Annotated in this window: 27 protein-coding genes and 1 pseudogene; 19 read left to right on the top strand and 9 right to left on the bottom strand. The window is 69.7% G+C overall.

All coding sequences use genetic code 11. The features are described 5' to 3' along the window. Positions 1-30: 30 nt before the first annotated feature. The 8 genes from ACWD3C_RS11000 to ACWD3C_RS10965 all read left to right on the top strand — a co-directional run bounded on the left by ACWD3C_RS11000 (position 31) and on the right by ACWD3C_RS10965 (position 6,406). Entirely contained in the window at positions 31-735 is a 705-nt protein-coding gene (locus ACWD3C_RS11000; RefSeq protein ID WP_451142637.1) for a DUF5994 family protein, read from the top strand. A gap of 10 nt (positions 736-745) precedes the next feature. Continuing rightward, positions 746-1,033: a hypothetical protein gene (locus tag ACWD3C_RS10995; RefSeq protein ID WP_451142372.1), complete on the top strand. Its 288-nt coding sequence runs from the start codon at positions 746-748 to the stop codon at positions 1,031-1,033. Positions 1,034-1,210: 177 nt separating this feature from the next. Beyond that, positions 1,211-1,522, top strand: coding sequence for an STAS domain-containing protein (locus ACWD3C_RS10990; RefSeq protein WP_451142370.1), 312 nt, complete (start codon positions 1,211-1,213; stop codon positions 1,520-1,522). A 312-nt stretch (positions 1,523-1,834) separates the two neighbouring features. After that, positions 1,835-3,076, top strand: coding sequence for a PP2C family protein-serine/threonine phosphatase (locus ACWD3C_RS10985; RefSeq protein ID WP_451142368.1), 1,242 nt, complete (start codon positions 1,835-1,837; stop codon positions 3,074-3,076). Positions 3,077-3,771: 695 nt separating this feature from the next. Continuing rightward, complete coding sequence (locus tag ACWD3C_RS10980) at positions 3,772-4,197, top strand: STAS domain-containing protein (RefSeq protein WP_451142366.1); 426 nt, start codon at positions 3,772-3,774, stop codon at positions 4,195-4,197. Then, positions 4,194-4,865 (top strand): hypothetical protein, encoded by a 672-nt coding sequence (locus ACWD3C_RS10975; RefSeq protein WP_451142364.1) that lies wholly within the window; start codon positions 4,194-4,196, stop codon positions 4,863-4,865. Before ACWD3C_RS10980 ends, ACWD3C_RS10975 begins: the two co-directional genes overlap by 4 nt. Continuing rightward, entirely contained in the window at positions 4,855-5,610 is a 756-nt protein-coding gene (locus ACWD3C_RS10970; RefSeq protein WP_451142362.1) for an ANTAR domain-containing protein, read from the top strand. The genes ACWD3C_RS10975 and ACWD3C_RS10970 overlap by 11 nt, the downstream gene beginning before the upstream one ends. Positions 5,611-5,689: 79 nt before the next feature. Beyond that, positions 5,690-6,406 (top strand): GAF and ANTAR domain-containing protein, encoded by a 717-nt coding sequence (locus tag ACWD3C_RS10965; RefSeq protein ID WP_451142360.1) that lies wholly within the window; start codon positions 5,690-5,692, stop codon positions 6,404-6,406. Between the two features lie 45 nt (positions 6,407-6,451). On the opposite strand, the gene ACWD3C_RS10960 is transcribed toward ACWD3C_RS10965, so the two are convergent. The 6 genes from ACWD3C_RS10960 to ACWD3C_RS10935 all read right to left on the bottom strand — a co-directional run bounded on the left by ACWD3C_RS10960 (position 6,452) and on the right by ACWD3C_RS10935 (position 9,290). Next, complete coding sequence (locus ACWD3C_RS10960; protein ID WP_451142358.1) at positions 6,452-6,685, bottom strand: hypothetical protein; 234 nt, start codon at positions 6,683-6,685, stop codon at positions 6,452-6,454. Next, a complete protein-coding gene (locus ACWD3C_RS10955) occupies positions 6,682-7,500 on the bottom strand; it encodes a SigB/SigF/SigG family RNA polymerase sigma factor (protein WP_451142356.1) in 819 nt (272 codons plus the stop codon). The genes ACWD3C_RS10960 and ACWD3C_RS10955 overlap by 4 nt, the downstream gene beginning before the upstream one ends. A gap of 271 nt (positions 7,501-7,771) precedes the next feature. Then, entirely contained in the window at positions 7,772-8,131 is a 360-nt protein-coding gene (locus ACWD3C_RS10950; RefSeq protein ID WP_451142354.1) for an ANTAR domain-containing protein, read from the bottom strand. 40 nt (positions 8,132-8,171) lie between these two features. After that, complete coding sequence (locus tag ACWD3C_RS10945) at positions 8,172-8,528, bottom strand: PRC-barrel domain-containing protein (RefSeq protein WP_451142352.1); 357 nt, start codon at positions 8,526-8,528, stop codon at positions 8,172-8,174. Between the two features lie 9 nt (positions 8,529-8,537). After that, a complete protein-coding gene (locus ACWD3C_RS10940) occupies positions 8,538-8,930 on the bottom strand; it encodes an ANTAR domain-containing protein (RefSeq protein WP_451142350.1) in 393 nt (130 codons plus the stop codon). An 81-nt stretch (positions 8,931-9,011) separates the two neighbouring features. Further along, on the bottom strand, positions 9,012-9,290 hold the full coding sequence (locus ACWD3C_RS10935; protein ID WP_451142348.1) for a hypothetical protein: 279 nt from the start codon (positions 9,288-9,290) through the stop codon (positions 9,012-9,014). A 381-nt stretch (positions 9,291-9,671) separates the two neighbouring features. Here ACWD3C_RS10935 and ACWD3C_RS10930 point away from each other — a divergent pair, with 381 nt between their 5' ends. From ACWD3C_RS10930 to ACWD3C_RS10880, 11 genes are all read left to right on the top strand, one after another. Further along, the gene (locus ACWD3C_RS10930) at positions 9,672-9,902 is read left to right on the top strand and encodes a hypothetical protein (protein ID WP_451142346.1); all 231 of its coding nucleotides are present in this window, start codon (positions 9,672-9,674) and stop codon (positions 9,900-9,902) included. A gap of 117 nt (positions 9,903-10,019) precedes the next feature. Further along, positions 10,020-10,187 carry a hydrophobic protein gene (locus tag ACWD3C_RS10925; RefSeq protein ID WP_451142344.1) on the top strand — a complete coding sequence of 56 codons (168 nt, stop codon included), beginning with the start codon at positions 10,020-10,022 and terminating at the stop codon, positions 10,185-10,187. Positions 10,188-10,279: 92 nt separating this feature from the next. Continuing rightward, the gene (locus ACWD3C_RS10920; RefSeq protein ID WP_451142342.1) at positions 10,280-10,453 is read left to right on the top strand and encodes a CsbD family protein; all 174 of its coding nucleotides are present in this window, start codon (positions 10,280-10,282) and stop codon (positions 10,451-10,453) included. Positions 10,454-10,962: 509 nt separating this feature from the next. Next, entirely contained in the window at positions 10,963-11,319 is a 357-nt protein-coding gene (locus ACWD3C_RS10915; RefSeq protein ID WP_451142340.1) for a PRC-barrel domain-containing protein, read from the top strand. 38 nt (positions 11,320-11,357) lie between these two features. After that, complete coding sequence (locus ACWD3C_RS10910; RefSeq protein ID WP_451142338.1) at positions 11,358-11,528, top strand: hypothetical protein; 171 nt, start codon at positions 11,358-11,360, stop codon at positions 11,526-11,528. A gap of 667 nt (positions 11,529-12,195) precedes the next feature. Next, positions 12,196-14,100: a rhamnogalacturonan lyase family protein gene (locus ACWD3C_RS10905; protein WP_451142336.1), complete on the top strand. Its 1,905-nt coding sequence runs from the start codon at positions 12,196-12,198 to the stop codon at positions 14,098-14,100. 189 nt (positions 14,101-14,289) lie between these two features. Then, on the top strand, positions 14,290-15,480 hold the full coding sequence (locus ACWD3C_RS10900) for a sensor histidine kinase (protein WP_451142334.1): 1,191 nt from the start codon (positions 14,290-14,292) through the stop codon (positions 15,478-15,480). After that, positions 15,477-16,283 (top strand): response regulator, encoded by an 807-nt coding sequence (locus ACWD3C_RS10895; RefSeq protein ID WP_451142332.1) that lies wholly within the window; start codon positions 15,477-15,479, stop codon positions 16,281-16,283. Before ACWD3C_RS10900 ends, ACWD3C_RS10895 begins: the two co-directional genes overlap by 4 nt. A 144-nt stretch (positions 16,284-16,427) precedes the next feature. Beyond that, positions 16,428-16,937 carry a hypothetical protein gene (locus ACWD3C_RS10890; protein ID WP_451142330.1) on the top strand — a complete coding sequence of 170 codons (510 nt, stop codon included), beginning with the start codon at positions 16,428-16,430 and terminating at the stop codon, positions 16,935-16,937. Between the two features lie 51 nt (positions 16,938-16,988). Next, on the top strand, positions 16,989-17,780 hold the full coding sequence (locus tag ACWD3C_RS10885; RefSeq protein WP_451142328.1) for an ABC transporter ATP-binding protein: 792 nt from the start codon (positions 16,989-16,991) through the stop codon (positions 17,778-17,780). Next, complete coding sequence (locus ACWD3C_RS10880) at positions 17,777-20,344, top strand: FtsX-like permease family protein (protein WP_451142326.1); 2,568 nt, start codon at positions 17,777-17,779, stop codon at positions 20,342-20,344. Before ACWD3C_RS10885 ends, ACWD3C_RS10880 begins: the two co-directional genes overlap by 4 nt. Positions 20,345-20,619: 275 nt before the next feature. Here ACWD3C_RS10880 and ACWD3C_RS10875 read toward each other — a convergent pair whose 3' ends face one another. From ACWD3C_RS10875 to ACWD3C_RS10865, 3 genes and pseudogenes are all read right to left on the bottom strand, one after another. After that, on the bottom strand, positions 20,620-21,093 hold the full coding sequence (locus tag ACWD3C_RS10875; protein ID WP_451142324.1) for a DUF3618 domain-containing protein: 474 nt from the start codon (positions 21,091-21,093) through the stop codon (positions 20,620-20,622). Beyond that, positions 21,090-21,509 carry a phage holin family protein gene (locus ACWD3C_RS10870; RefSeq protein WP_451142322.1) on the bottom strand — a complete coding sequence of 140 codons (420 nt, stop codon included), beginning with the start codon at positions 21,507-21,509 and terminating at the stop codon, positions 21,090-21,092. Before ACWD3C_RS10870 ends, ACWD3C_RS10875 begins: the two co-directional genes overlap by 4 nt. Before the next feature lie 66 nt (positions 21,510-21,575). Further along, positions 21,576-21,869: pseudogene (locus ACWD3C_RS10865) on the bottom strand (ribonuclease BN); the annotation flags it as partial. Positions 21,870-21,963: the final 94 nt, after the last annotated feature.

Raw genomic sequence — 21,963 nt, 5'->3', positions numbered from 1 at the left:
ACTCCGCGCTGCGGCGGAGCGCGGAGTAGTGTGGACACTACCGAGGGCATTTCGCACACCGGCTTCCACGCCGGGTCGTTCTCGGTGAACGATGAAACCCGGGCCGCCGCAGAGACGGCCCGGAGACGGGTCCGCATCATGTCGGCGACCTTGCACCCATCCCTGCCGCACCACGAGTCCGTCGCAGCCCCGGCCGCGCGTCTCACACTGAAGACCGACGGCACGTCCCGCGGACTCCTGGACGGGGCCTGGTGGCCCCGCTCCCGGGATCTGTTGAGCGAACTGCCGGCACTGACCGACGTGTTGGAACCCTTGTGGGGCCGCATCGCCCGCATCGCCGTCAACCCGAAGTACTGGCCGGTCATCCCCCGCAAGGTTCCCGTGGACGGCCACATCGTCAAGGTCGGCTGGTTCACCCCGGAAATCGACCCGCACAAGTTGCTGCTGCTCTCCTACGGCACCGGCCGGTGGGACCTGCTGATCGTCCCGCCCGAGACCGGGGCGGAGGCGGCCGCCCGGCTGATGGCTGCCGCGTCCGACTACGACGGCCCGCCACTGCCCGCGAGCGCGCTCATCGCCGCGGACGAGGCCCGGCACGGCGTCTCCGCGACCGACGAGCCACTGGACTCGGACGAGGCATGGGAGTACGAGGGCGGCGCCTCCGCGGTGTCCGTGGCCGTTCCGAAACAGACCGGTCCACCCGGTCGGGCCGGCCGCCTGATCATCGGTACGTGAGGTGGCCGCCATGAACGCTTTCATGAACGCTTTCCTGACAGCCGCCGCCTTCGTGGTTCTCGTCGCAGCGGCGGCATACGTGATCCACCGGCTCAACATCCAGCACGCCGACAGAATCGCCGTGCACCGGTACAGCGCCCCCCTGCCCGGCCGCCGCGGCCGCGGGGCACCGCAGTCCCCGGTGGGACCGAACCGGTCCGAGTGGCCGGCCACCGGCGAACGACGGGACCACCGCGACGGGGGCCGCGGCCGCTTCCCGCCGCGCCGCCGCCGCAGCCGTACCACTCACCACAGGTGACCAGCCGACCACAGGTGGCCAGCCGGTTTCCGCCACCGGCTCCCCGCGCGGACCATCGACTCGGCCCGTACCGACGCGTGCGCCCGGGCGCATACACCCGGGCCATGGACCGCGCGAGGAGCGGCCGGGACCCATGAACCGAGGCACCATGAACCGAGGCATCTGAACCGAGGCGTCATGACTCTTCCGCAGCTGAACATCTACCGGCACGACCGGGGCAGGCGGGCACTGATCACCCTGGCCGGTGAGATCGACCCGGCCACCGCGCCCCAGGTGCGCGCCGCTCTGGAGCGGTGCCTGAGTGACGGCATCACCACCATCGACGTCGATCTGACCACCGTCGACCTCTGCGACAACAGCGGCCTGAGTGTCTTCCTCGACGTATCGCGGCACGCCGCCGAGACCCACGCGTCCCTGCGGCTGCACCACCCGTCCCCGCAGACCGCATGGCTCCTCGCGGACACCGGCTCCGATCTTCTGTTCCTGTGAGGCTCCGGGAGAGATGTGGTGCACAACGAGACGGAGAGCCATCTGTTCTGACCGTGTGTGACATGCCGCGCCTGGCGTAATGGGCTGTTCGGGGTGGCCGACCACGTCACTCTGTGCGGGTTGATCGCGGTCGTGTCGGGAGCTCGTGTGTACAGACTCACGTGAGCGGGTCGAGCGCATCCGCCGTGACCCCAGGACGGACCGAGCGTGCCGGTGCGGGCGCTGGATTCGCGGCACGACGTGAACATGGACACATGGACACATGGACACGGTGACCGAAGCTTTTGACGACGCCGGTGCGGGGGTGCGGTTATGGCGGCAGGTGAGCGCCGATCTGACGAGGGCACGCTGGACCGGTCGGAAGGGTTCGGTGAGCGACTGCTGGGGGTGCTGCTGGACCGGGCACACGAGATGCCGCCGCAGCTGATCGCCCCGCTGATCGCCGAAGAGGTGGCCAGGGTCGGTGGCCGCGACGTCTCGATCCTGCTGCAGGACTATGGCCAGCTGGTGTTGGTGCCGTTGCCGGGTCGGCGGCTGATGGTCGGCGAGCCTGAGCCGATCGGTGACTCTCCCGCCGGCACAGCCTTCCTGCACGCGACCACTGTCGAGGTGCCGCAGTCCGACGGCGTCCGGATGTACCTCCCGTTGCTGGACGGCAGCGACCAGGTGGGCGTGATGGCCCTCACCCTGGACACCGTCGATGACGACGACCGGCGGCTGCTGCGCAGGCTCGCCGGCCTGGTCGCCGACATGCTGGTCACCAAGCACAGCTACACCGATCAGTTCTTCCTCGCCCGGCGCCGCGAACCGATGAGCGTGGCCGCGGAGATCCAGTGGTCCCTGCTGCCGCCGCTGGCGATGTCCGTCCCGCAGGTCGCGGTGGCCGGAATCCTGGAGCCCGCCTACGACGTCGCAGGCGACAGCTTCGACTACGCCCTCAACGAGGACATCCTGCACGTGGCCATGGTCGATGCGATGGGCCACGGCCTGGACGCCGCCACGATGGCGACCGTCGCCGTCGGGGCCTACCGGCACGCCAGACGTGCCGGCATCGGCCTGTCCGAGATCTACACGTTCATGGACCGGGCCATCGCCGAGCAGTTCGGGCCCGACCACTTCGTCACCGCCCAGATGATGCGACTGAACATCGCGACGGGCTACCTGCAGTGGGTCAACGCGGGCCACCCCGCACCGCTGCTGATCCGTGACCACAAGGTCGTCCGGCAACTGGGAGGCCCGACCACCCTGCCCGTCGGCTTCGGCGGTGAAGAGCCCCGGATCAGCGGGCAGCTGCTCCAACGCGGCGACCGAGTGCTGTGCTTCACCGACGGCCTGATCGAGGAGCACGAAGCCGGCGAAGCACAATTCGGCGAAGAACAACTCATCCACTGGGTCAACCGCATCGAACACACGGCGAAGGGAGTACGAGCGGTGGTGCGCTCACTCTCCCACGCCCTGAAGCAGCAACGGGGCTGCCGCACCACCGACGACGCGACCCTCTTCCTGATCGAATGGCGAGGGGGCGCCGCCGACCACCTCGTGCTCCTGGAGTGAGCCGACAACCGACCACCGAAGACAGGGCCGACGCCACAGGGACCCGCTGCCTGGCCAACCTCGGTGCGCACTCGCCCCTGGCTGTCCGCCGGTGTGCCCCTGACCACGGCCGCACACGGAACTGGCGTCCGCACGAGCCCCCCACGTCAGAAACGCGACCTGAGGGAACAGGGATTACCGAATTGCGTAACGCCAGACCTCGGGAATCACACGACCGGATCCTGCGGAGTCGAACTGTTCGACTCCGTCATGCGAGCCACCTCCTGGGGCGGTGCACGGGGTGCCGTACTCGGGCGGCCGTCATGAGTGCTTTCCGTCCAACTGCCGTTGCGATGCCTCGGACATGCGCGAGCCACCGCGTTTTTTGCACCGTCCACATCTTGGGATCGGGCAGCGTAGTCCTCCCATCGAACGACGCGAGGACTACGCTGCTGTATAGACGTCCCAGACCCCGGCGGCATGCTGTTGATGAACGCAGATGGCTGCGGGGTGCGGACTCTTCGTCTGTCACCCGGCGCATCCCTGGAGGGAACTGGGTGGGTCTTCTGTCCTGCTGCTGTCCTGCTGCGCAGGCTGTCGGACCGGCCGTTGCTCTGCCTCCGCCGAAAATACGCCCCTGCCGGGAGCGCGCCCAGGGAGCCGGGACTCCGGCGCCACCGCGCCCGCTGCCGCATGGTCTTCCGAACCGAGGCATCATGCCCCTGCCACAGCTCACCGTCTACCGCCATGACCGAAGGACACGAGCGCTGATCACCCTGGCCGGTGAGATCGACCTCGCATCCGCGCCGTTGGTGCGCGTGTCCCTGGAGCGGTGCCTGCGGGAGGGTATCCGCACCATCGACGTCGACCTCACCCCCGTCACCTTCTGCGACTGCAGCGGACTCAACGCATTCCTCCACGCTGCGCAACAGACCACCGTGGTCGGCGGGACCCTGCGACTGCACCATCCACCGACGACGCTGGCTCGAATTCTCGACCTCGTCGGCTGCGGGTTCCTGCTTCTCGGCCTTCCGTTCGGCCTCCTGCCACCTCCTCTCGGGGACACCCCGGCCACGCCCGCTCCAGCCCCGCCGCACGGGTCTGTCCGGTTGGTGCCTGTCCTCTCGGGTGATGTGCGATGACGGCCGAACCCGGGCGGGGACAGTCACGGAAGCCGGGGGACGGCGAGCCCTCCGCCATGGCTCCGGTGCGGTTGCGTCGGCTGAACCGTTGGCTGGTGGAGGGCCTGCGTGAGGATCTGGCGGATCTGTATGTGGTGTCCCGCGCAACGGCGCCGGGTGAGGCGTACCGCCCTCCCAGCCGCCAGAACTTTCTGAACCGTCTCACCACGGACATGCGTCGGCCGGGATTCGCCATGGTGATCGCCGAGACGGACGGACTGATGGGATGCGCCTTCGGATTCCCGGTACGCGGCGACGGCTCCTGGTGGTTCGGCTTCGACGGAGCATTGCCGCGCAGCATCGATCAACTCACGGTGTCCGGCAGGGTCTTCGCGTTCGGTGACATCCTGATCCGGCCGCACCCGCAGGACCGGGGCCTCGCCCGTCGTGTGCAGGAGCGGCTGCTGACCGACCATCAGGCATCGCTCGGCGCCACCCTGGTGGACCCGGCCGATCGCCCAGCCCTCGCCGCACTCCGCTCCTGGGGGTGGCTGGACATCGGAGAGCTTCGCAGGCCGGCGGGCGCCACCACGTTCCGCGCGCTGGTACTTCCCCTCGGGGAACGCACCACGGCGAGGCTGGAGGGCCTTGTCACGATGCCTGGAGGCGGTGGCCCGGGTGGGCCCTGACAGCCGGGACAGCCGGTCGGCCCGCATTCGGATGCTGGTGGCCGAGCAGGCGGCCCGACGAGGTGCCCGGGTCGGTGTGGTGGACGTGTGCACCGCGGCCGTGGCCGCGCTGCCGGTCGGCGGGGCCGGGCTGTCGGCGATGTCCAAGGGCGCGCCGAGCCACCCGCTGTGCAGCACCGACGACATCAGCGAGCGGTTGGAAGAGCTCCAGCTCACGCTGGGCGAGGGGCCCTGCGTGGACGCCTTCCTGCACGGCTCGGCCGTACTGACACCCGATCTGCTCACCCGTGACCTGCAGGACCGTTGGATGGTGTTCGCCGAGGCGGCCCTGGAAGCCGGGGCACGCGCGGTGTTCGCGCTCCCTCTGCAGATGGGGGCGATCAGCCCGGGAGTTCTGGACCTGTACGCCCACGTTCCGGTCCGGTTGAACGCAGAGGAACTGGCGGACGCGTTGGCGTTCGCCGATCTCGCGACTCTGGTGCTGCTCGCCGCGCGAATCGACGAGACGGGCGGGCCGGGCGGTGGCCCCGTCGAGGACCTGGGCGCGTACCGGGCGGAGATCGACCAGGCCAGCGGCATCCTGACCGTCCAGCTCGGCGTCGGCATCGAAGAAGCCTTCGTCCGGCTCCGCGCCTACGCCTATGCGCAGGGACGCCGGCTCGCCGACGTGGCCGCGGACGTGGTGGCCCATCGGCTCCGTTTCTCACCGGACGCGGAGCCGGACCAGGCCGATGAGGAAACCTGACCGATCGGTGCCGACCGAGAAACGTGCCGTACTTCCCGCCCCCTCAAGCAGGGACTAGTCTCAATCAAGGGTGCCCACGATGGATCAACAGTTTCTGGCCAAGACCTTCGTCGAGCTGGCCGACAACCTGGTCGCCGACTTCGACCTCATCGACTTCCTGCGCCTGCTGACCGACCGCTGCGTCGGCATGCTCGACGCGAGCGCCGCCGGGGTGCTGCTCGCCGACCGGGACGGCAAACTCCGCGTCATGGCCGCCTCCGACGAACAGGTGCGCCTGCTGGAGCTCTTCCAGCTCCAGAACGACGAAGGCCCCTGCCTCGATTGCTTCCGCACCGGCGCACCGGTGGTCATCCACGACCTGACCCGGGAGGTCGATCGCTGGCCGCGCTTCGTCACGGTGGCCCACCGCAGCGGATTCGGGGCCGTCCAGGCCCTGCCCATGCGCCTGCGGGACGAGACCGTGGGCGCCCTGAACCTTTTCCGCGCCGCGCCCGGCCCCTTCGACCCGCCCGCCACACTCATCGCTCAGGCGATGGCCGACGTCGCCACCATCAGCCTGTTGCAACAACGCACCGTCCACCGCAGCACGGTGCTCAACGAACAGCTGCAGACGGCGCTGAACAGCCGGGTGCTGATCGAACAGGCCAAGGGGAAGCTCGCCGAACGCCAGGGCATCGACATGGAGCAGGCGTTCAGCGCGCTGCGCGGCTACGCCCGCGCACACAACCGGCGCCTGGCCGACGTGGCCCGCGCCTTCATCGACGACTCCGAACCCCTCGCCGGGCTGGGGTCCTGACCCACGCCCTTGCCGGGGCCCGCTGCTGCGCTGCACCGTCCTCGATCAGACGGCGGTGGAGCCACCCCAGTTCCGGGCATGGCGTGGATCGCTCGCGTCAGCTCGGTGTTGGTCTTGGTCCAACTCCTGCTCGATGAACAGCGTCCGCAGCGCGAAGGCGACCGCCTGGATGTGGACGAACGGCACCGCCCCTGTCCGCAGGGCACCGCCGGCGACAGGGAACGGCCCACACCGCGCCCTGACAGTCCGGCGCCGCCCGTGCAGCCGGGACGTCGTCACACGGTCCTCCTGCGATCGTGGGCCTCGGCCATCACCTGGTCGCGCAGGCGCGCACAGGTGCGGATGATCAGCCGGGAGACGTGCATCTGCGAGAGACCGAGCTGCCGGGCGATACGATCCTGCGTCATCTCGCAGAAGAACCTCATGTAGAGGATCTGCCGTTCGCGTTCGGGCAGCGCCCGCAGCAGCGGGCGGAGCGCCTCACGGTTGACGATGACGTCGAAGCCGGGCTCCAGGCCACCGAGAGTGTCGGCCAGTGGACGGCTGTGCTCGGAGCGGCCGGGTACGACGTCCAGGGACACCGCGGTGAAGCTCTCCCGCGCCCCCTCGCCCAGCCGTACCTCCGCCTCGGTGAGGCCGGTGTGCGCGGCGATCTCGTGGACGGAGGGTTCACGACCGTAGAGCGAAGCGCACTCATTGCCGGCGGTGCGGACCCGGCCGCGCAGCTCCTGTACGCGTCGCGGCACGTGCACGCCCCAGAGGTGGTCCCGGAAGTGCCGTTTCACCTCGCCGACGATCGTCGGTATGGCAAAGCTCGGGAAGGCGGTGCCGCGGCTGGGGTCGAAGCGGGTCACCGCCCTGACCAGGCCGAGTCGGGCGACCTGCTTGAGGTCCTCGAAGGACTCGCCGCGGTGACGGAAGCGCCGGGCGAGCCGCACGGCCATCGGCGCCCAGGCGCACACCACCTCCTGCCGCAGCGCGGTCCTCTCCGGGCCGTCCGGCAGGGCGGCGATACGGTGGAACGTGGCATCGGTGTCCGGGGCGTCGTCGTAGGCGTATGCGCTTCGTGGGCTCTGAGTGCGTGCGTACGGCATGGGCGCGTGTCTCCCTCATCGGTGGCGTCGCTCACCGTGGGAGCCGTCGGACCGCAGCGCACTGGGAGCAGCGACAGCTGCTCCCACGGGCGTGCCTCCGGTCTGAAGCACGCTTGGCGGGTTCCCGGACTGTCCCCTTTCAAACAGGGCTTGGGTGTTTGAGATCCACTAGGCGGGCTACACAACAGAGGCGTCCGACGGCCGTCCTGGACGAAGGCACCGGAAAGTTGAGCTCACAGCTTCCGGTGCCGTCCGCTGGGCGCGTGCGCCGTCATCTCCGGGCCGCCGCATGGAGGTGCCTCAGTGCTCGGCGCAGCTCCCGCTGTATCGGTTCCGGGAGCGTCCGGTCCTTCGTTGTGGCGACCAGAGCCGCGGCCACGTCGCGGAGCTTGATGTTGCAGTGCTGCGACACCTCCACCAGGAGGTCCCAGGCCCGGTCGCTGGAACACGGTGCCAGGGCCATCACCATGCCGCGTGCCTGGTCGATCACCGCACGGCTCGCCAGCGCCTGCCCCAACTGCTCATTTTCGGCGCGCAGTTCGACGACTTCGGCCAGCAGAACCGCATCTCCCGCCGAAGGCACAGCCGTCAACAGCCGCGTTTCTTCACGGGGCGTGGTCACCTGGTGCATGGTCCGTACCTCACAGGGCAGTCATCCCGTCCATAGGTGGTCAGCGGCGCGCCAGTTGCCGTTCTCCGGCCGCACCGGGCTTGTAGGCCAGTCCGTAGTGCTTGAAGATCGCTTCCTCCTGCTCGGCGGGAAGCACGCCGTCGGTGCCGATCGAAGGGGCCTGCTTCACCAACGTTCTGACATAGCCGACCCTGAGATAGTCCGGCCCGGCGATCGCATCATCGAGAGGTACGAAGACCAGACGGTGCCGGGTGGGCAGTCCGGTCCGTACCGTGGCCATGGCCGGCTCATCGGTGGTGGTGTCCACATAGACCGCCTCCAGGACACCGATCTTGTGCGACTCGGTGTCGACGACATCGCGGTTGCGCCATTCTCGGACGTCGGCTGCGTGGATCATGGCCTCTCCCTACCTGGACGACTGGCCTGAGGGTCGTGAGTCGCACCCCTGGTTCTCCGCGTGAAATCGCCGCAGCGTACGACGTAGCGCCCGCTGCATCCGCTCCGGGAGCGGCTTGCCCTCCCAGGCGGCGACCAGGGCCGCGGCCACCTCCGGAAGTCCGGCGTCGCACTGCCGTGAGACATCCACCAGCAGGTTCCTGGCCGCCCCGCGGCGGCAGGGGGTCAGGACCATCATCATGCCGCCGGCCTGGTCGATGACCGCACGGCCCGCCGGCGCCTGCCGCAGCTGATCGTTCTCGGCGCGCAGTGCGACGACGTCCTCTCCCGCAGGCGCGTTCCCCCGCGTGGCCGCGGCCCGCAGATCCCACCACGCCTGTTGGATCACGGTTGTGCGTTGCATGGCATGCACCTCTCGACGATCTCGACGTCCGGCCTGGCTGGAGCCGTCCCGGAGCCGGTGGCTGCCGGTCCACTCCACGGGTCACCTGCGGTGCTCGTGGTCCCGACGGTCCTCGCGCCGCCAGCGCGCCCGGTTCTGACGGCTGTAGCGGCGGTCCCAGCGTTCCCGACGATCCCGGCGCTCCCGGTAGTCCCGGTAATCCCCGAGATCGGAACTGCCGCTACGGCTCCGGCCTCCGCCACGGTCGCGGCCGTGGCGGGTGGCGCCGTAGGCCAGCACCGCCGCGGCCACCCACCAGATGGGATTGAGGAAGCCGAAGCCGATCAGGACCACGATGAGGATGAGGAGCAGGACGAACACGGAGGGCCTCCCCGGGAGCGTGACACAGCGTCGATACCGGGGACTGGGGCCTCACCCCACAGCGTAGTCCTGCCCAAAGGTTGTGGATACCGTGCGACGCCAGCGCGTCCTGCCCGGTGTGGATGGCTGCTTGACACCTGTCGGAAAACTGCTGCGAGGGCTAGCGTGCGACATGCCGCCCCTGCCCCCGGCAGCGTCGCACCGCCAACGCGCTCCCCAGAGGGCGCACCCTGCGCATCGGTGCCGGATCCCGCCGCGTCACGAGCGAGGCCGTTCCCTCACACGCCCATCGTCACGCGATCCCGGCACACCCGATGCGCCCCGGGCGGGCTCCGATCTGCTGCCCGCCGCGTCGCACGAATCCCACAACGGGCGGTACACATGTACGCGCTGATCGTTCCCGCTTCGACCCCCTTCGTCCTGCTCGCCACCGTGCTGGGCCTGTCCTGGTGGGAGGACCACATCCTGCCGGCACCGCCGGCCGGGCCGGTCGAAGCCCTCGCCGAGGCTCCGTTCACCCTGGCGACCCCTGTCACCCTGGCGACCCCTGCCCAACTCCAAGACCTCGTCAGTGTCGACGCTGCGTTGACAAGGGAGGATGCCGGGCGTTGACTGGCAGCACGGCGTAGGGCTATGCCACTCCGGATCATTCGGGCGCAGCATTCCACCTTCCCGCTTCGCCCGGACCCCGCGGAATCAAGGAAATCCCCGCGAACTGGAGGCCCGGCGATGTTCTGGATTCTTCTCCTTCTGCTGATCCTGGTGGTCTTCGGGTTCGGCTTCACGACGCAGATCCTGTGGTGGGTCGCGGCCGTCCTGCTGGTCCTCTGGATCATCGGCTTCGCCATGCGCGGGCGCAGCGGTGGCCGCCGCCGGTACAGCCGCGGTCGCAGGTAATCCACTTCACGCCCGATCTCACCCCGCGGGAATGACAGCCTGTACGGCGATCACGCGCGGGATCCCCTCCAGTCGACACACAGAGGACAGTCATGAGCGTCGGACATGCGATCAAGCACAAGACACAGGAATTCAAGGGCCGGATCACCGAACGCATCGGCCGGACCACCCGCAATCGGCGGCTGCAGCGCGAAGGCAGGACCGACCGGGTCTCCGGAAGCCTGAAGCGGGCCGGAGACAAGGCCAAGGACGCTTTCAGGCGCTGACCACAAACGCCCCGGGTGGTGCCCACGTCGAGTGGGCACCACCCGGCCGGCCTCAACGCTCAATGAACAGACAGGAATTGACGGCAGGAATTGACGGAAATGAAGCAGACCGACGTGCGAACCGAGAGCCAAAGAAAGCAGCCAAGTTCACCGTCGTGATCAGCGATCAGCGATCAGCGAGGCCACGGCCCCACCTGCCAGGGGTTCGCGCCGCAGCATGGTGGTGGCGGAGACGAAGATCCCTGCTCCGCCGCCACCCGCACCCGTCGCGTGATCGGCCGATCACGCGACGTAGCAACCCGAACCAAGATGAACGGTCCGCGGCACCGGAAGGCTTCATCGGCATGCCTGTCGACTACCACGGTCGAAACCCTTGCCGCGCGAGGGCGCGACGCAGAGATTCCCTGGATAACCTGGAAGAACAAAAGGCTACCGAGCTCAGTGGGCGGCGACTGTCCACGGGGAGGGCGGCTCGCACCGGTCCTGATCAACGGCTCAGGAGGCAGGCCATGATCCATGCAGCCGATATCCGCGAGTGGCGCAACCGCAGCGTCGTCGACCCGAAGGGCCACAAGATCGGCGTACTCGAAGCGGTCTACGTCGACACCACCACCGACGAACCGGCCATGGCCACGGTCCGCACCGGACTCCCCACCCGCCACCACCTGGCCTTCGTCCCCCTCGACGAGGCGATCCTCGGGCCCGGCTACGTCAAGGTCTCCCACACCAAGACGCTGGTGAAGAAGGCACCCTCGCTCGGCATGGACGACATCCTGCCCGCCGAGTCAGAGGAAGCAATCTTCCAGCACTACGACATGCCCTACCAGACGGGCGCAGGCGGCGAGCGGCAGCTCGCGCGCCGCTAGATCGCCGCGCTCAGCCGCCCAAGGGAGGCATACGGGTCATGGCCCTCTTGCTGTTTCTCGTTCTGGTCGCCGTCGTGCTGGGAATCATCGGAGTGGTGGCGGAGGGGTTGGGCTATTTGTTGATCATCGGCATCGTGGTCCTTGTGGCTGCGCTGGGCCTCATGGCCGTGCGCTGGTCCCAGCGCACTGGTCGCCGCCCCATCCGATAACGAACGACACCCGGTACTCCGTAGAAGCCCAGAGTGCCGCCAGGCAGCTCCTCCCCCATGGCCGACGACGGAAGTCCCGCTGGGAGCCATTTGGGAGCCGACCCGCTCCCCGAGCCAGAGATGTACCAGGTCAGAGGCCACTTACGAAGGTTCGTAAGTGGCCTCTGTTGTTGTGCGTGACCAACTGCGCGACTGTCGCTCCGGTCTGGATCAGCGAGGGGGATCTGCTTTCGGGAGACCTCTTCGGTCACGGCGAGGGCGCGGGCGTAGGTCGCCATGCGTTCGCGGTAGGCGTCGTCGGCGACGATGTTCCCGACGAGGATCACGGCCTCGGCCTGCTCCTGGCGCGTCAGCCCGATGGCGGCCGGCTCCCGCGACCGAGACGCCGGAGTGTCGGGCCACGTCGCGGATCGTCGCGAGGCGGGGCCGCGCGTCGTCGGGCGCGGTTGGCGAGGCATGGGGCCGACCCTCCTCCCGCAACCCGCAACCCGCAACCCGCAACCCGCACCTGTGTAACCGTTTCCGCTTGGGATCGCGGACCCGATCAGGCCCGTCGACGGGCGGGCCCTCAGCGTCTTGACGCGTACTCATCACAGTGCTTCCATCACGGGCATGTAAACGGTTTAAATCCCCAGGACTTTCAGGACTCCCGAGGAGGATGGTGGATGTGCGTGTTGTCATGGGCATGAAATTATCGACGGTCGCCCACCGGAGGACCGTCACCATCTCGGCAGTCCTGGCCCTCTGCGCCACACTGGCCATCGGCCCCGCGAACCCCGTTTCCCCCGACGCCGCAGCCGCCGATACGGCCGATACGACGGTGCGGGCCGCCCGCGTGATGGAGAATCTCGGTCGTGGGGTCGTGGCCGTGCGCTCCAGCAGCGCCCAGGTCCTGGTCTCCTGGCGGCTGCTGGGACTCGACCCGGAGGGCATCGGGTTCAACGTGTACCGGTCCACCGGCGGCGGCGCGTACGTCAGGATCAACGCCTCCGTCCTGACGGACGGGACCAACTACCAGGACTCCACGGCCGACCTGACGCGGTCCAACAGCTACCGCGTGGCTCCGGTCATCGGCGGGCAGGAGCAGGCGCCCAGCGCGGCCTTCACCCTGACGGCGAACCACGCCGTGGAGCCCGTGGTCCGCGTGCCGTTGCGTTCCGGTGGGCCGGTGAAGTTCGTGTGGGTCGGGGACCTCGACGGCGACGGCGAGTACGACTACGTAGTGGACCGGCAGACCTCTCCCCAGAAGATCGAGGCCTACAGCAGCCGCGGGGAGTTCCTCTGGGAGGTCGGCATGGGGCCGAACAGCCAGAACCAGAACAACATCGAACCGGGGTCGTCCGCGATCGACGTGGGCCACTGGGACGGTGTCACGGTCTACGACTTCGACAGCGACGGGCGCGCGGAGGTGGCCGTACGGATCGCCAGCGGGGTCACCTTCGGCGACGGGACGACCTGGACGCACAGCGACAACGCGCGTCAGTTCATGGCCGTCCTCGACGGCCGGACCGGGGCGCTCCGCAACTGGTCCGCCGTACCGACCACTTACCTGGGCGACGGTCCGATGGCCGCGCGTCTCGGGGTGGCGTATCTCAACGGCACCACGCCGAGCCTGGTCGCCTACATGAAGAACCGGCGCGACAACGGGGCCTTCAACCTGATGATGGCGGCCTGGAGGTTCACCGGCAGTGCGCTGAGGCATCAGTGGACGTGGCTGCGCGGCAGCCAGAACGCACCCGACGGGCACAACTCCCGCGCCGTCGACGTCAACGGTGACGGGACGGACGAGATCGCCGAGGTCGGGTTCGTGCTGAACGGCGACGGCTCGCTGCGCTACTCGATGGCGCCCCAGGGCATCGTCCACGGCGACCGCTTCCACCTCGCGGACATGGACCCCGGCCGCCCGGGACTGGAGGGCTACGGCGTGCAGCAGGACAACCCGAGCGGCCTGCTGGAGTACTACTACGACGCCGCGAACGGCTCCGTCATCTGGAGGCACCACGGGTCCGGCCCCGCCGACGTGGGACGGGGCATGGCGGGCGACGTCGACCCGCGCTTCCCCGGCATGGAGGTCTGGTCCTTCTCGGGCCTGTACAACGCGCCGTCCAACAGGCTCACCGAGCCGGACACCTCGCTGCGCCCCTGGCCGCAGCTGGGCCTGTGGTGGGACGGTGACCTCACCATGGAGCTGCTCAACGACGGCAAGATCGAGAAGTGGGACCCGGCGCGCCCGGCGCCGACCAACAGACTGCCGCGGCTGGTCAGCACCTGGAACCACGGCGCGGTCACGGCCGCCCAGGGCGGACCCACCCTTGTCGGCGACATCCTCGGTGACTGGCGCGAGGAGGCCGTGTACACCAACGCGTCCTACGACGAGTTGATCATCTTCTCCACGAACCAGCCGACCGACACCCGGCTGTACACGCTCGCGCACAACCCCGCCTACCGGAACGCCATGACGTTCAAGGGGTACATGCAGTCCCACCACGTCGACTACTTCCTCGGAGCCGGCATGGCCAGGCCTCCTCGGCCGAACATCACCTACGCCGGGGGCGGTTCATCATCATCCTGAGCCGGGGGCGGTTCATCGCCCTCCGCCGCCGTCACCGCGGGAGCGGCGGTCCGGCCGGCCGGCTCGCGCGGGTAGGACCGCCTCTCGGTGCGCACCGGGCCATCGTCTGGATCACCTTGACCGACCTTGGCCGACCTTGGCCGCAGGAGGCCAACTCCCTTCGTAGATCGGTGTCGTAGCCTGTTGGCCATGTTGCGCCGCTTATTGGCTCTGCCGTGGATACACACGGCGTACGACGTCGCGATCGCGGTGCTGGTGGTCGGCCTGGCCTCGCGCTACACCGATGCGTTCGACCAGCTCATCGGCTGGGCGATGGCCCTGGCGCTGGTGTTCCGTCGGCGTCGGCCGATGTTGGTGATGGGCCTGGTCTCGGGGCTTGCGCTGATCCAGTTCGTGCCGTCGTCCGAACCGGCCGCGTACGACGTGGCGTTGCTTGTCGCGATGGTTTCGGTGGTCACCCATGCCCGGCAGATGTGGCATGCCTACACGGCGGGTGCGGTCGTACTGCTGGGCGTGGCCGTGGCTTTCGGCGGGTTCATCCCCTTCGGCAAGCAGGAGGGCGAGTCCTTCGGCGACATCGTCGCCCTCGGTGGTGTCTGCGCGGCCGTGTGGCTGACCGCCATGGTGCTGCGGACACGTCGGCTGTACGTGGCCAGCCTGGAAGCCCGGGCTGCCACGGCGGAACGGGAGCGTGAGCATCTGGTGCGGCTCGCGGCCGCCGAGGAGCGCGCGGAGATCGCCAGGGAGTTGCACGATGTGGTGGCCCACAGTCTGGCGGTGATGATTCTGCAGGCCGACGGTGCCGGCTACGCCCTCAAGACGGATCCCGACAAGGCTGGTTCCGCGCTGCGGGCGATCGCCGACACCGGCCGTGACGCGCTGGAGGACATGCATCGGATCGTGCGGGTCCTGCGCGGCGGCCGGGCCTCGGGCCAGGGCGAGGAGCCGGATTCGGGTGCCGGTCGCCGCCGGGTCTCGCTGGACGACCTGGAGACGGTGGCCGAGCGTGCCCGCGCCGCGGGGCTGAAGGTGACGTTGGAGGTCGAGGGTGAACGGGACGGGCTGTCGACGGCGGATGAACTGACCGTGCTGCGGGTCGTCCAGGAGAGCCTGACCAACGTGCTGCGGCATGCCGGTCCCGGCGCGGAGGTGACGATCACGCTGCGGTTCGACAAGGACGTCGTACTCATTCGCGTGGTCGATGACGGAGCCGGCAAGCTGGCCGGCTCCCGGCCTGTGGCAGACAGGGCCAGCGGCGGAAACGGGCTGGTGGGCATGCGTGAGCGGGTGGAGGTGTCCGGCGGCAGTTTCACCGCCGGACCGCGCCTGGGCGCGGGGTGGCAGGTCGACGCGGAACTTCCGGTGAGGACGGCGGGATGAACGACGGGATGCACGACGGGATGCACGGCGAGACGCACGGCGAGACGCATGACGGAGTGCACGGCGAGATGCGTAGCGAGCTGCATGACGGGGTGCATGACGGGGTGCGTGGCGGGGTGCGTGGCGGGGTGCAGGGTACGAGTGGGCCGATCCGTGTCGTCGTCGTGGACGATCAGCCGCTGATCCGGGCGGGATTCGCGATGGTGCTGGCCGCGCAGAGCGACATCGAGGTCGTGGGTGAGGCGGAGAACGGCGCGGACGCCCTGGCGTTGCTGGCACGCGCCGAGGCCGATGTCGTCATCATGGACATCCGCATGCCCGTCATGGACGGGGTGGAGGCGACGCGGCGGCTGGGCCAACTCCCCGAAGCGCCCCGGGTGCTGGTGCTCACCACGTTCGACACCGACGAGGACGCCTTCGCCGCGCTGCAGGCCGGAGCGAGCGGCTTCCTGCTGAAGAACACCCCGCCCGAGGAGGTCGTGACGGCGATCCGTGTCGTGGCGGGCGGCGAGTCCGTCGTGGCCCCGCGCGTCACCCGCCAGCTCCTGGACCGGTTCGCGGGCAGGCTGGCGCCCTCGCCCCGCCATGACGAGCGGCTGGGGATGCTGACCACGCGCGAACGAGAGGTGCTCGCGCTGATCGCCGAGGGCCTGTCCAACAGCGAGGTCGCCTCCCGTCTGTTCATCGCGGAGGCGACCGTGAAGACCCACTTCGGGAAGATCCTCACCAAGCTGGACCTGCGCGACCGCGTACAGGCCGTCATCTTCGCCTACGACTCGGGCCTCGTCAGCCCCGCCGGCTGACCGCTCACCAGCGACTCCTGCTGTTACGGGGCGGGACTGCGACCGCGGTCGCAGTCCCGCCCTCCCCTCCCGGTCGCAGTTGTGCGGCGCGGAGATCAGGTTCTGAACCGATGTGCCGCGATGCCCGGTCTTCGAGAATTACCCGTGCTGATCGACAAACAGTGCCGAAACAGCGTCGGAAGAAACTTCTCGGAGGTCGTCATGACTGTTTCCACGCCCATGCAGGACAAGCCCGCGCGAAACAAGTCCGCGCGAAACAAAAAGGCAATGCTGTTCGGCGTCGTCGCACTGGTTCTTTTCGCGGTGATGGCGGCCGCGGCCGGATTCTGGTGGAACGAGCGCAGCAAGCCCAGTCAGGCGTCGAAGGCCGACTGCCTGCTGGCGCAGAAGATCGTCGATGATGCGCAGGAACTCCCCAGCGGCAAGGCAGCCGTCGAAGAGTGGTGGCAGAGCACGGGGGAGCTGCGCAGGTCGCAGATGAAGGACGGATTCCTCAGCGCCCAGATCTCCATATACGAAGGGTGGGCGTTCCAGCACGCGAAGGGGGAGGGCACACCCCCGGCGGACCGGGAAGTGGACCAGCTGACGAAGAAGGCCAACGGCCACTGTGCAGACGCCGGGGTCAAGCTCGCATTCCCTCCGATCGCTTCCTGACCCGCCGTCGCAAAGGGAATTCACGTCATGGCTATGACGCACGTAACGGGAATGTCCGCAGCCGCTGGTGAGCCCATCGCGGCGGCCGTGGATCTGGTCAAGGTCTATCAGCAGGGAGAGACGCACGTCAGGGCCCTGGATGGAGTGACCGTCGACTTCGCCCGCGCGCGATTCACGGCCATCGCGGGCCCGTCGGGCTCGGGCAAGTCGACGTTGATGCACTGTCTGGCCGGTCTCGACTCTGCCACCACGGGCCAGGTGGTCCTGGGCGGCACGGAGTTGACCGGTCTGTCCGACCGGGAGCTGACCCGAGTACGGCGGGACAAGGTCGGCTTCGTCTTCCAGTCGTTCAACCTGCTGCCACAGCTGACGGCTCTGGAGAACATCGCACTGCCCGTCACCATGGCCGGCCGGCGCCTGGATCAGGACCTGCTCGACCACATCGTCGGCGTGCTCGGCATCGGCGACCGGATGTCCCACCGGCCCGGTGAACTCTCCGGCGGCCAGCAGCAGCGCGTGGCGCTGGCGCGGGCGCTGGTGGCCCGGCCCGCCGTGGTCTTCGCCGACGAGCCCACCGGCAACCTGGACTCGCGGTCGGGCACGGAGGTACTGGACTTCCTGCGCCGCTCCGTGCACGACCTCGGCCAGACCGTGGTCATGGTGACGCACGACCCGCGTGCCGCCGCCTACGCCGACCGCGTGCTCGTCCTCGCCGACGGACGTGTCGTCGACGACGTCGACGCGGCGGCCGGCGCCGATGTCACCCGGGCGCTGCGGACCATGCGGACCGTGGGGGCCGTGGGGACCGTGGGGACCGTGGGGACCGTGGGGAGGGTCGGATGAACGTCTCCTGGCGCGCGAGCGTCCTGGGATCGCAGCTGGCCGAACTGCTCCGGCGGCCCGGCCGGCTGGTGATGACCGGCCTGTCGGTCCTGGTGGCCACCTTCGTGGTCTTCGCCACGGTCATGGCCCAGCAGATCACCACGAACACCACCCTCGACCGGTTCCGTGGCACGCCGGAGGCCGCGTCCCTGATCGCGACCGCCGACGGGTCGTCCCCCGACATCAGCGGTGCCACGCTGGAGGAGATCCGCGCGCTGCCCGGTGTGGCCGAGGCCGTCGGCCGCACGGACACCGGCGCGCCGATCGCCGGTCCGTCCGAGCGCTACCTCCAGCTCTACGCCGACCCCGGCACCGGACCGCTGTCCCGGGTCCGGCTCGTCGAGGGAAGCTACCCCGACGGCCCCGGCCGGATCGCGGTCAACCGCAAGGCCGCCGAAGAACTGCGGCTCGCCCCCGGCGCCCGCACGACCCTGCTCTTCCCCGACCCCGAGGACCCGGAGAAGACCGTCAAGGTCACCGTCACCGTGACCGGCGTGGTGAAGAGCACCGCGACGGCCGAGCGGTGGTCCAGCGGTTACGCCACCGATGCCGACCTGGCCCGCACCGCGGATCTGCCGGGCTATCAGCGCGTGGACATCCGCGCCGGGAACGGTGTCCCGCAGGGCGAGCTGTCCCAGCAGGTGCGCGGCGTGCTCGACAAGGCGTCCTCCGACGCGTCGCTCATGTCCGGCAGCGCGGTGCGTGACCAGGAAGCACGCGAGGCCGTGACGGAGTTCAGTGAGGTCTTCCAGCTCATCGCCGTGTTCCTGGCCGTGGCCGTGGGGGCGGCGGCCCTGGTCGCCACCTCGGCCTTCCGTATCGTCTTCGCGCAGCGGCTGCGGCAGCTGGCACTCCTGCGGGCCATCGGCGCCCAGCAGAGCCGGCTGGTGACCGCGCTCGCCGTCGAGGGCGCCCTGGTGGGCGTGGTCACCGGCTCGCTCGGTGTGCTGGCGGCGCTGGGCGCCGGACACCTCGCCCCACTGGCCGCCCGCAGCCTGGGACAGGAGCTGTCCGCGCCGGGCTTCCCCGTGGCGTACGCCGTCCTGGTGGTCGTGGGAACCGTGCTGGTGACGGTCTGCGCGGTCCTCGCCCCCGCCCTGTCGGCGGCCGGGGTGCCACCGCTTCAGGCACTGCGCGCCGCCGGCACCGTCACCGCCGAACGCCGCATCCACCCCGCCCGGCTGACCGCCGGCCTCTTCCTCGCCGCCGTGGCCACGGGGCTCGCCGTTCTGCTCCTCGGCCGGCTGCCCGAGCCGGGCCAGGACGACTACGACAGCGAGTTCGCCATGCTGGTCACGGTCGCCTCGGCGGCGTTCGCCTTCCTGGCGCTCATCGCCCTGGGCCCGCTCCTGGTCCGCCCCGTCCTGACCGTGGCCGGGTGGCCGCTGCGCCGGCTGGGCACCACCGGCAGGCTGGCAGTCAGCGGTGTCGGAGGCACGCCGCGCCGTGCCGCGGGCGACTCCGTCGTCGTCGCCCTCGGTGTCGCCCTGGTCTCCGGCGCCCTCGTCTGCGTCGCCTGTCTGGGCGGCTACATGGAACGCACACTCGCCGTCGAGGCCCCCGCCGACTTCCAGGTCTCGGCCGACGCCAAAGGCCTGGACGGCACCGTCGTACGGCAGATCGCCGCATCACCCGAGCTCACCCATGTCACCAGCTACCGCACCCTCCCGGTCACCGTCGACCGCAAGGAGTTCGACGTATCGGACCTGGACCCGGACGCCCTGCCCACCGGCAAGCACATCGACACCGTCACCGGCGCCCTGGAGGATCTGGGACCGGGCAGCGCGGTCATCGCGTCCGGCCTGGCCGACCGCCTCGACGTGCGGGCAGGCGACACCCTCACCCTCCCGTCCCGTGGCGGCGACATACAGCTGACCGTCGCCGCCACGCTGCCCGGTCAGGGCCCGCTCTTCGCGGACGTACTCGTCGCACCCGCCGATCTCGACCGGATGGGCGCCTCCCCGAACGCGAGCGGCGTTCTCGCCGACGCCGCCACCGAGGGCCTCGCCGCCCGCGGCGAAGCGCACCGAGCGCTGGAGGGCACGATCCGTGAACACGTCTCCGACCTCGACGACGTCTACGTGAGCGTCCTGGCGGAGAACCGGGACGGCAACCAGGACGCGATCCGGCTCATGGGCACCACCGCACTCGCGCTCGTCGCCCTGACCGTCCTCATCGCCGTCGTCGGCGTCGCCGCGACCACGAGCCTGACCGCGATCGAACGCACCCGCGAGTTCGGGCTGCTGCGCGCGCTGGGACTGGGCGGCGGCGCACTGCGCCGGACCGTCACCCTGGAAGCCGGCCTGTACGGAGTCCTCGGCGGCGTCCTCGGCCTGGCCCTCGGCATCCCCTACGCCTGGCTGCTCGTCCGTATCGCCGTCACCGAAGCGCCCCTGCGGCTGCCCGGCGGACAACTCCTGGTGGTCTTCACCGGCTTGGCGGTCCTCACCGCCCTCGCCGGCCTGCTGCCTGCCCGCCGCGCCAGCCGCATCACCCCGATGACCGCGCTGGGCGGCACCGAATGAAACCGAATGAACACGGGCCGGGTGCCCTCCGGGGCAGAGGAAGGGGCACTGCTCGCCGCCGGGGCTCGTACTTCGCGGTCGTCGGCGGCGTCACGGTCCTCATCGCCACCAGCCCGATGTGCCATCTGCACCAGCCCACGTGGCATCCGCACCAGCCCGATGTGACGCAGGCTCCGGCCGACGGGAGGGTCAGCCGGGCCAGGTGCCGGCCGGCAGCACACCGCCGGCGGCGCCCAGGGCCGGGCCGACCGGCTTGTAGGCGATCTGCGCGGCCTTCAACGCCGACGCCTCCGGGAACGGCGTACGACGAGCAGCGCGATGAGCGCACCGGCCGCGGCGAACAGCGGCACGCGGTTGGCCCGCGCCGCCCTCATGCCCTGGCCGGCCTTCTCGCGCACCGGCTCCGGAGCCTTCTCCCTGGCCAGCTCTCCGGCGTGCACGGCCTTGTCGCGGACCTGCTCGGTGGCCGCGGTGGCCTTGGTGCGCACCGGCTCCGGGGTCCTGTCGTGGACCACGTGGGCCGCGTGCGTCGCCTGGTCCCGCAGCCGGCCCCCGACCTGTGTGGCCTTCTCGGCGACCTGCTGCTTGACGGCCGTCGTCTTCTCCTGGGCACGTGTCTTCACGTCGGTCTTCGCCGCGAGCGCCTCTACGGTCTCGCCGAGTTCCTCACGGGTCGCCTCGATCCGCTCACGCAGTTCCTCCGGGGAGGGCGCGTTCTCATCGCCCGTGGGCGGCTTGTCGTGGGTCATCGCTGTGCCCTCTCCCTGATCTCGGCCATATCGGCCTTGACGCTGTCCATCGTCCGCTGCGGCGCCGGCGGGGACGCCCTGCCGATCTGCTGCTTGCCGAGAGCCGCCATCAGCGCGGTGATGGCGCCCAGGACGACGGTGACGATCAGCGCCGCCACCCACACCTGCATCCCGAGCGACAGGGCGGCGATCACGGTGACCACCAGTGCCTGCAGGGTGAGGACACCCATCAGGCCGGCGCCGCCGAACAGGCCGCCGCCCTTGCCGAACCGCTTGCCCTTCTCGGTCATCTCCGCCTGCGCCAGGCGCATCTCGTCGCGCACCAGCTGCGACAACTGCTGCGAGGCACGTTGCACCAGGTCGCCCACCGGTTCCTGTGCTCCGACGCCGTTACGGTGGGAGCCGTCTGCTGTCATGGGTGCTCACCTCTCCGGTGTTCCTCCTGGGCAAGGCGGCGGTCCTGCTCGTCCATCCAGATCACCGGAGCGAAGTTGCCGCACCGCGTTGCGGAGGACGTCCTGCGCCGCGCCCGGGGCGGGCTTCTGGACAATGTCCAGCACCCGTTGCGTCGCCGACCGGCCGGCGGTCCCCAGCAGCGGCACGAGCGCCGGCAAGGCCGGGAACAGCGCCAGGCCCCCGTGGCAGGTCAGCGCCGCGGCCCGGTCGGTCAGCTTGTCCTTCTTGAGCTTGTCCTTCTTGAGCTTGTCCTCCTGACCGGCCGCGACGTACCCGCCACACCCGCCACACCCGCCATGCCTTCTCTTCGTCCGGGTCATGCCGCCCGAGTATCCGGATCGGGAACGGCTCACACCGGTATGCGCGGCAGGTCATGACAAGCTGCGCTGTGGCGATCAGCGTCCAGGACGGCGT

This window comes from Streptomyces sp. NPDC002845, assembly GCF_053591955.1.
Note: the sequence above shows the minus strand (reverse complement) of the source record. Positions and strands in the feature narration are given on the sequence as shown.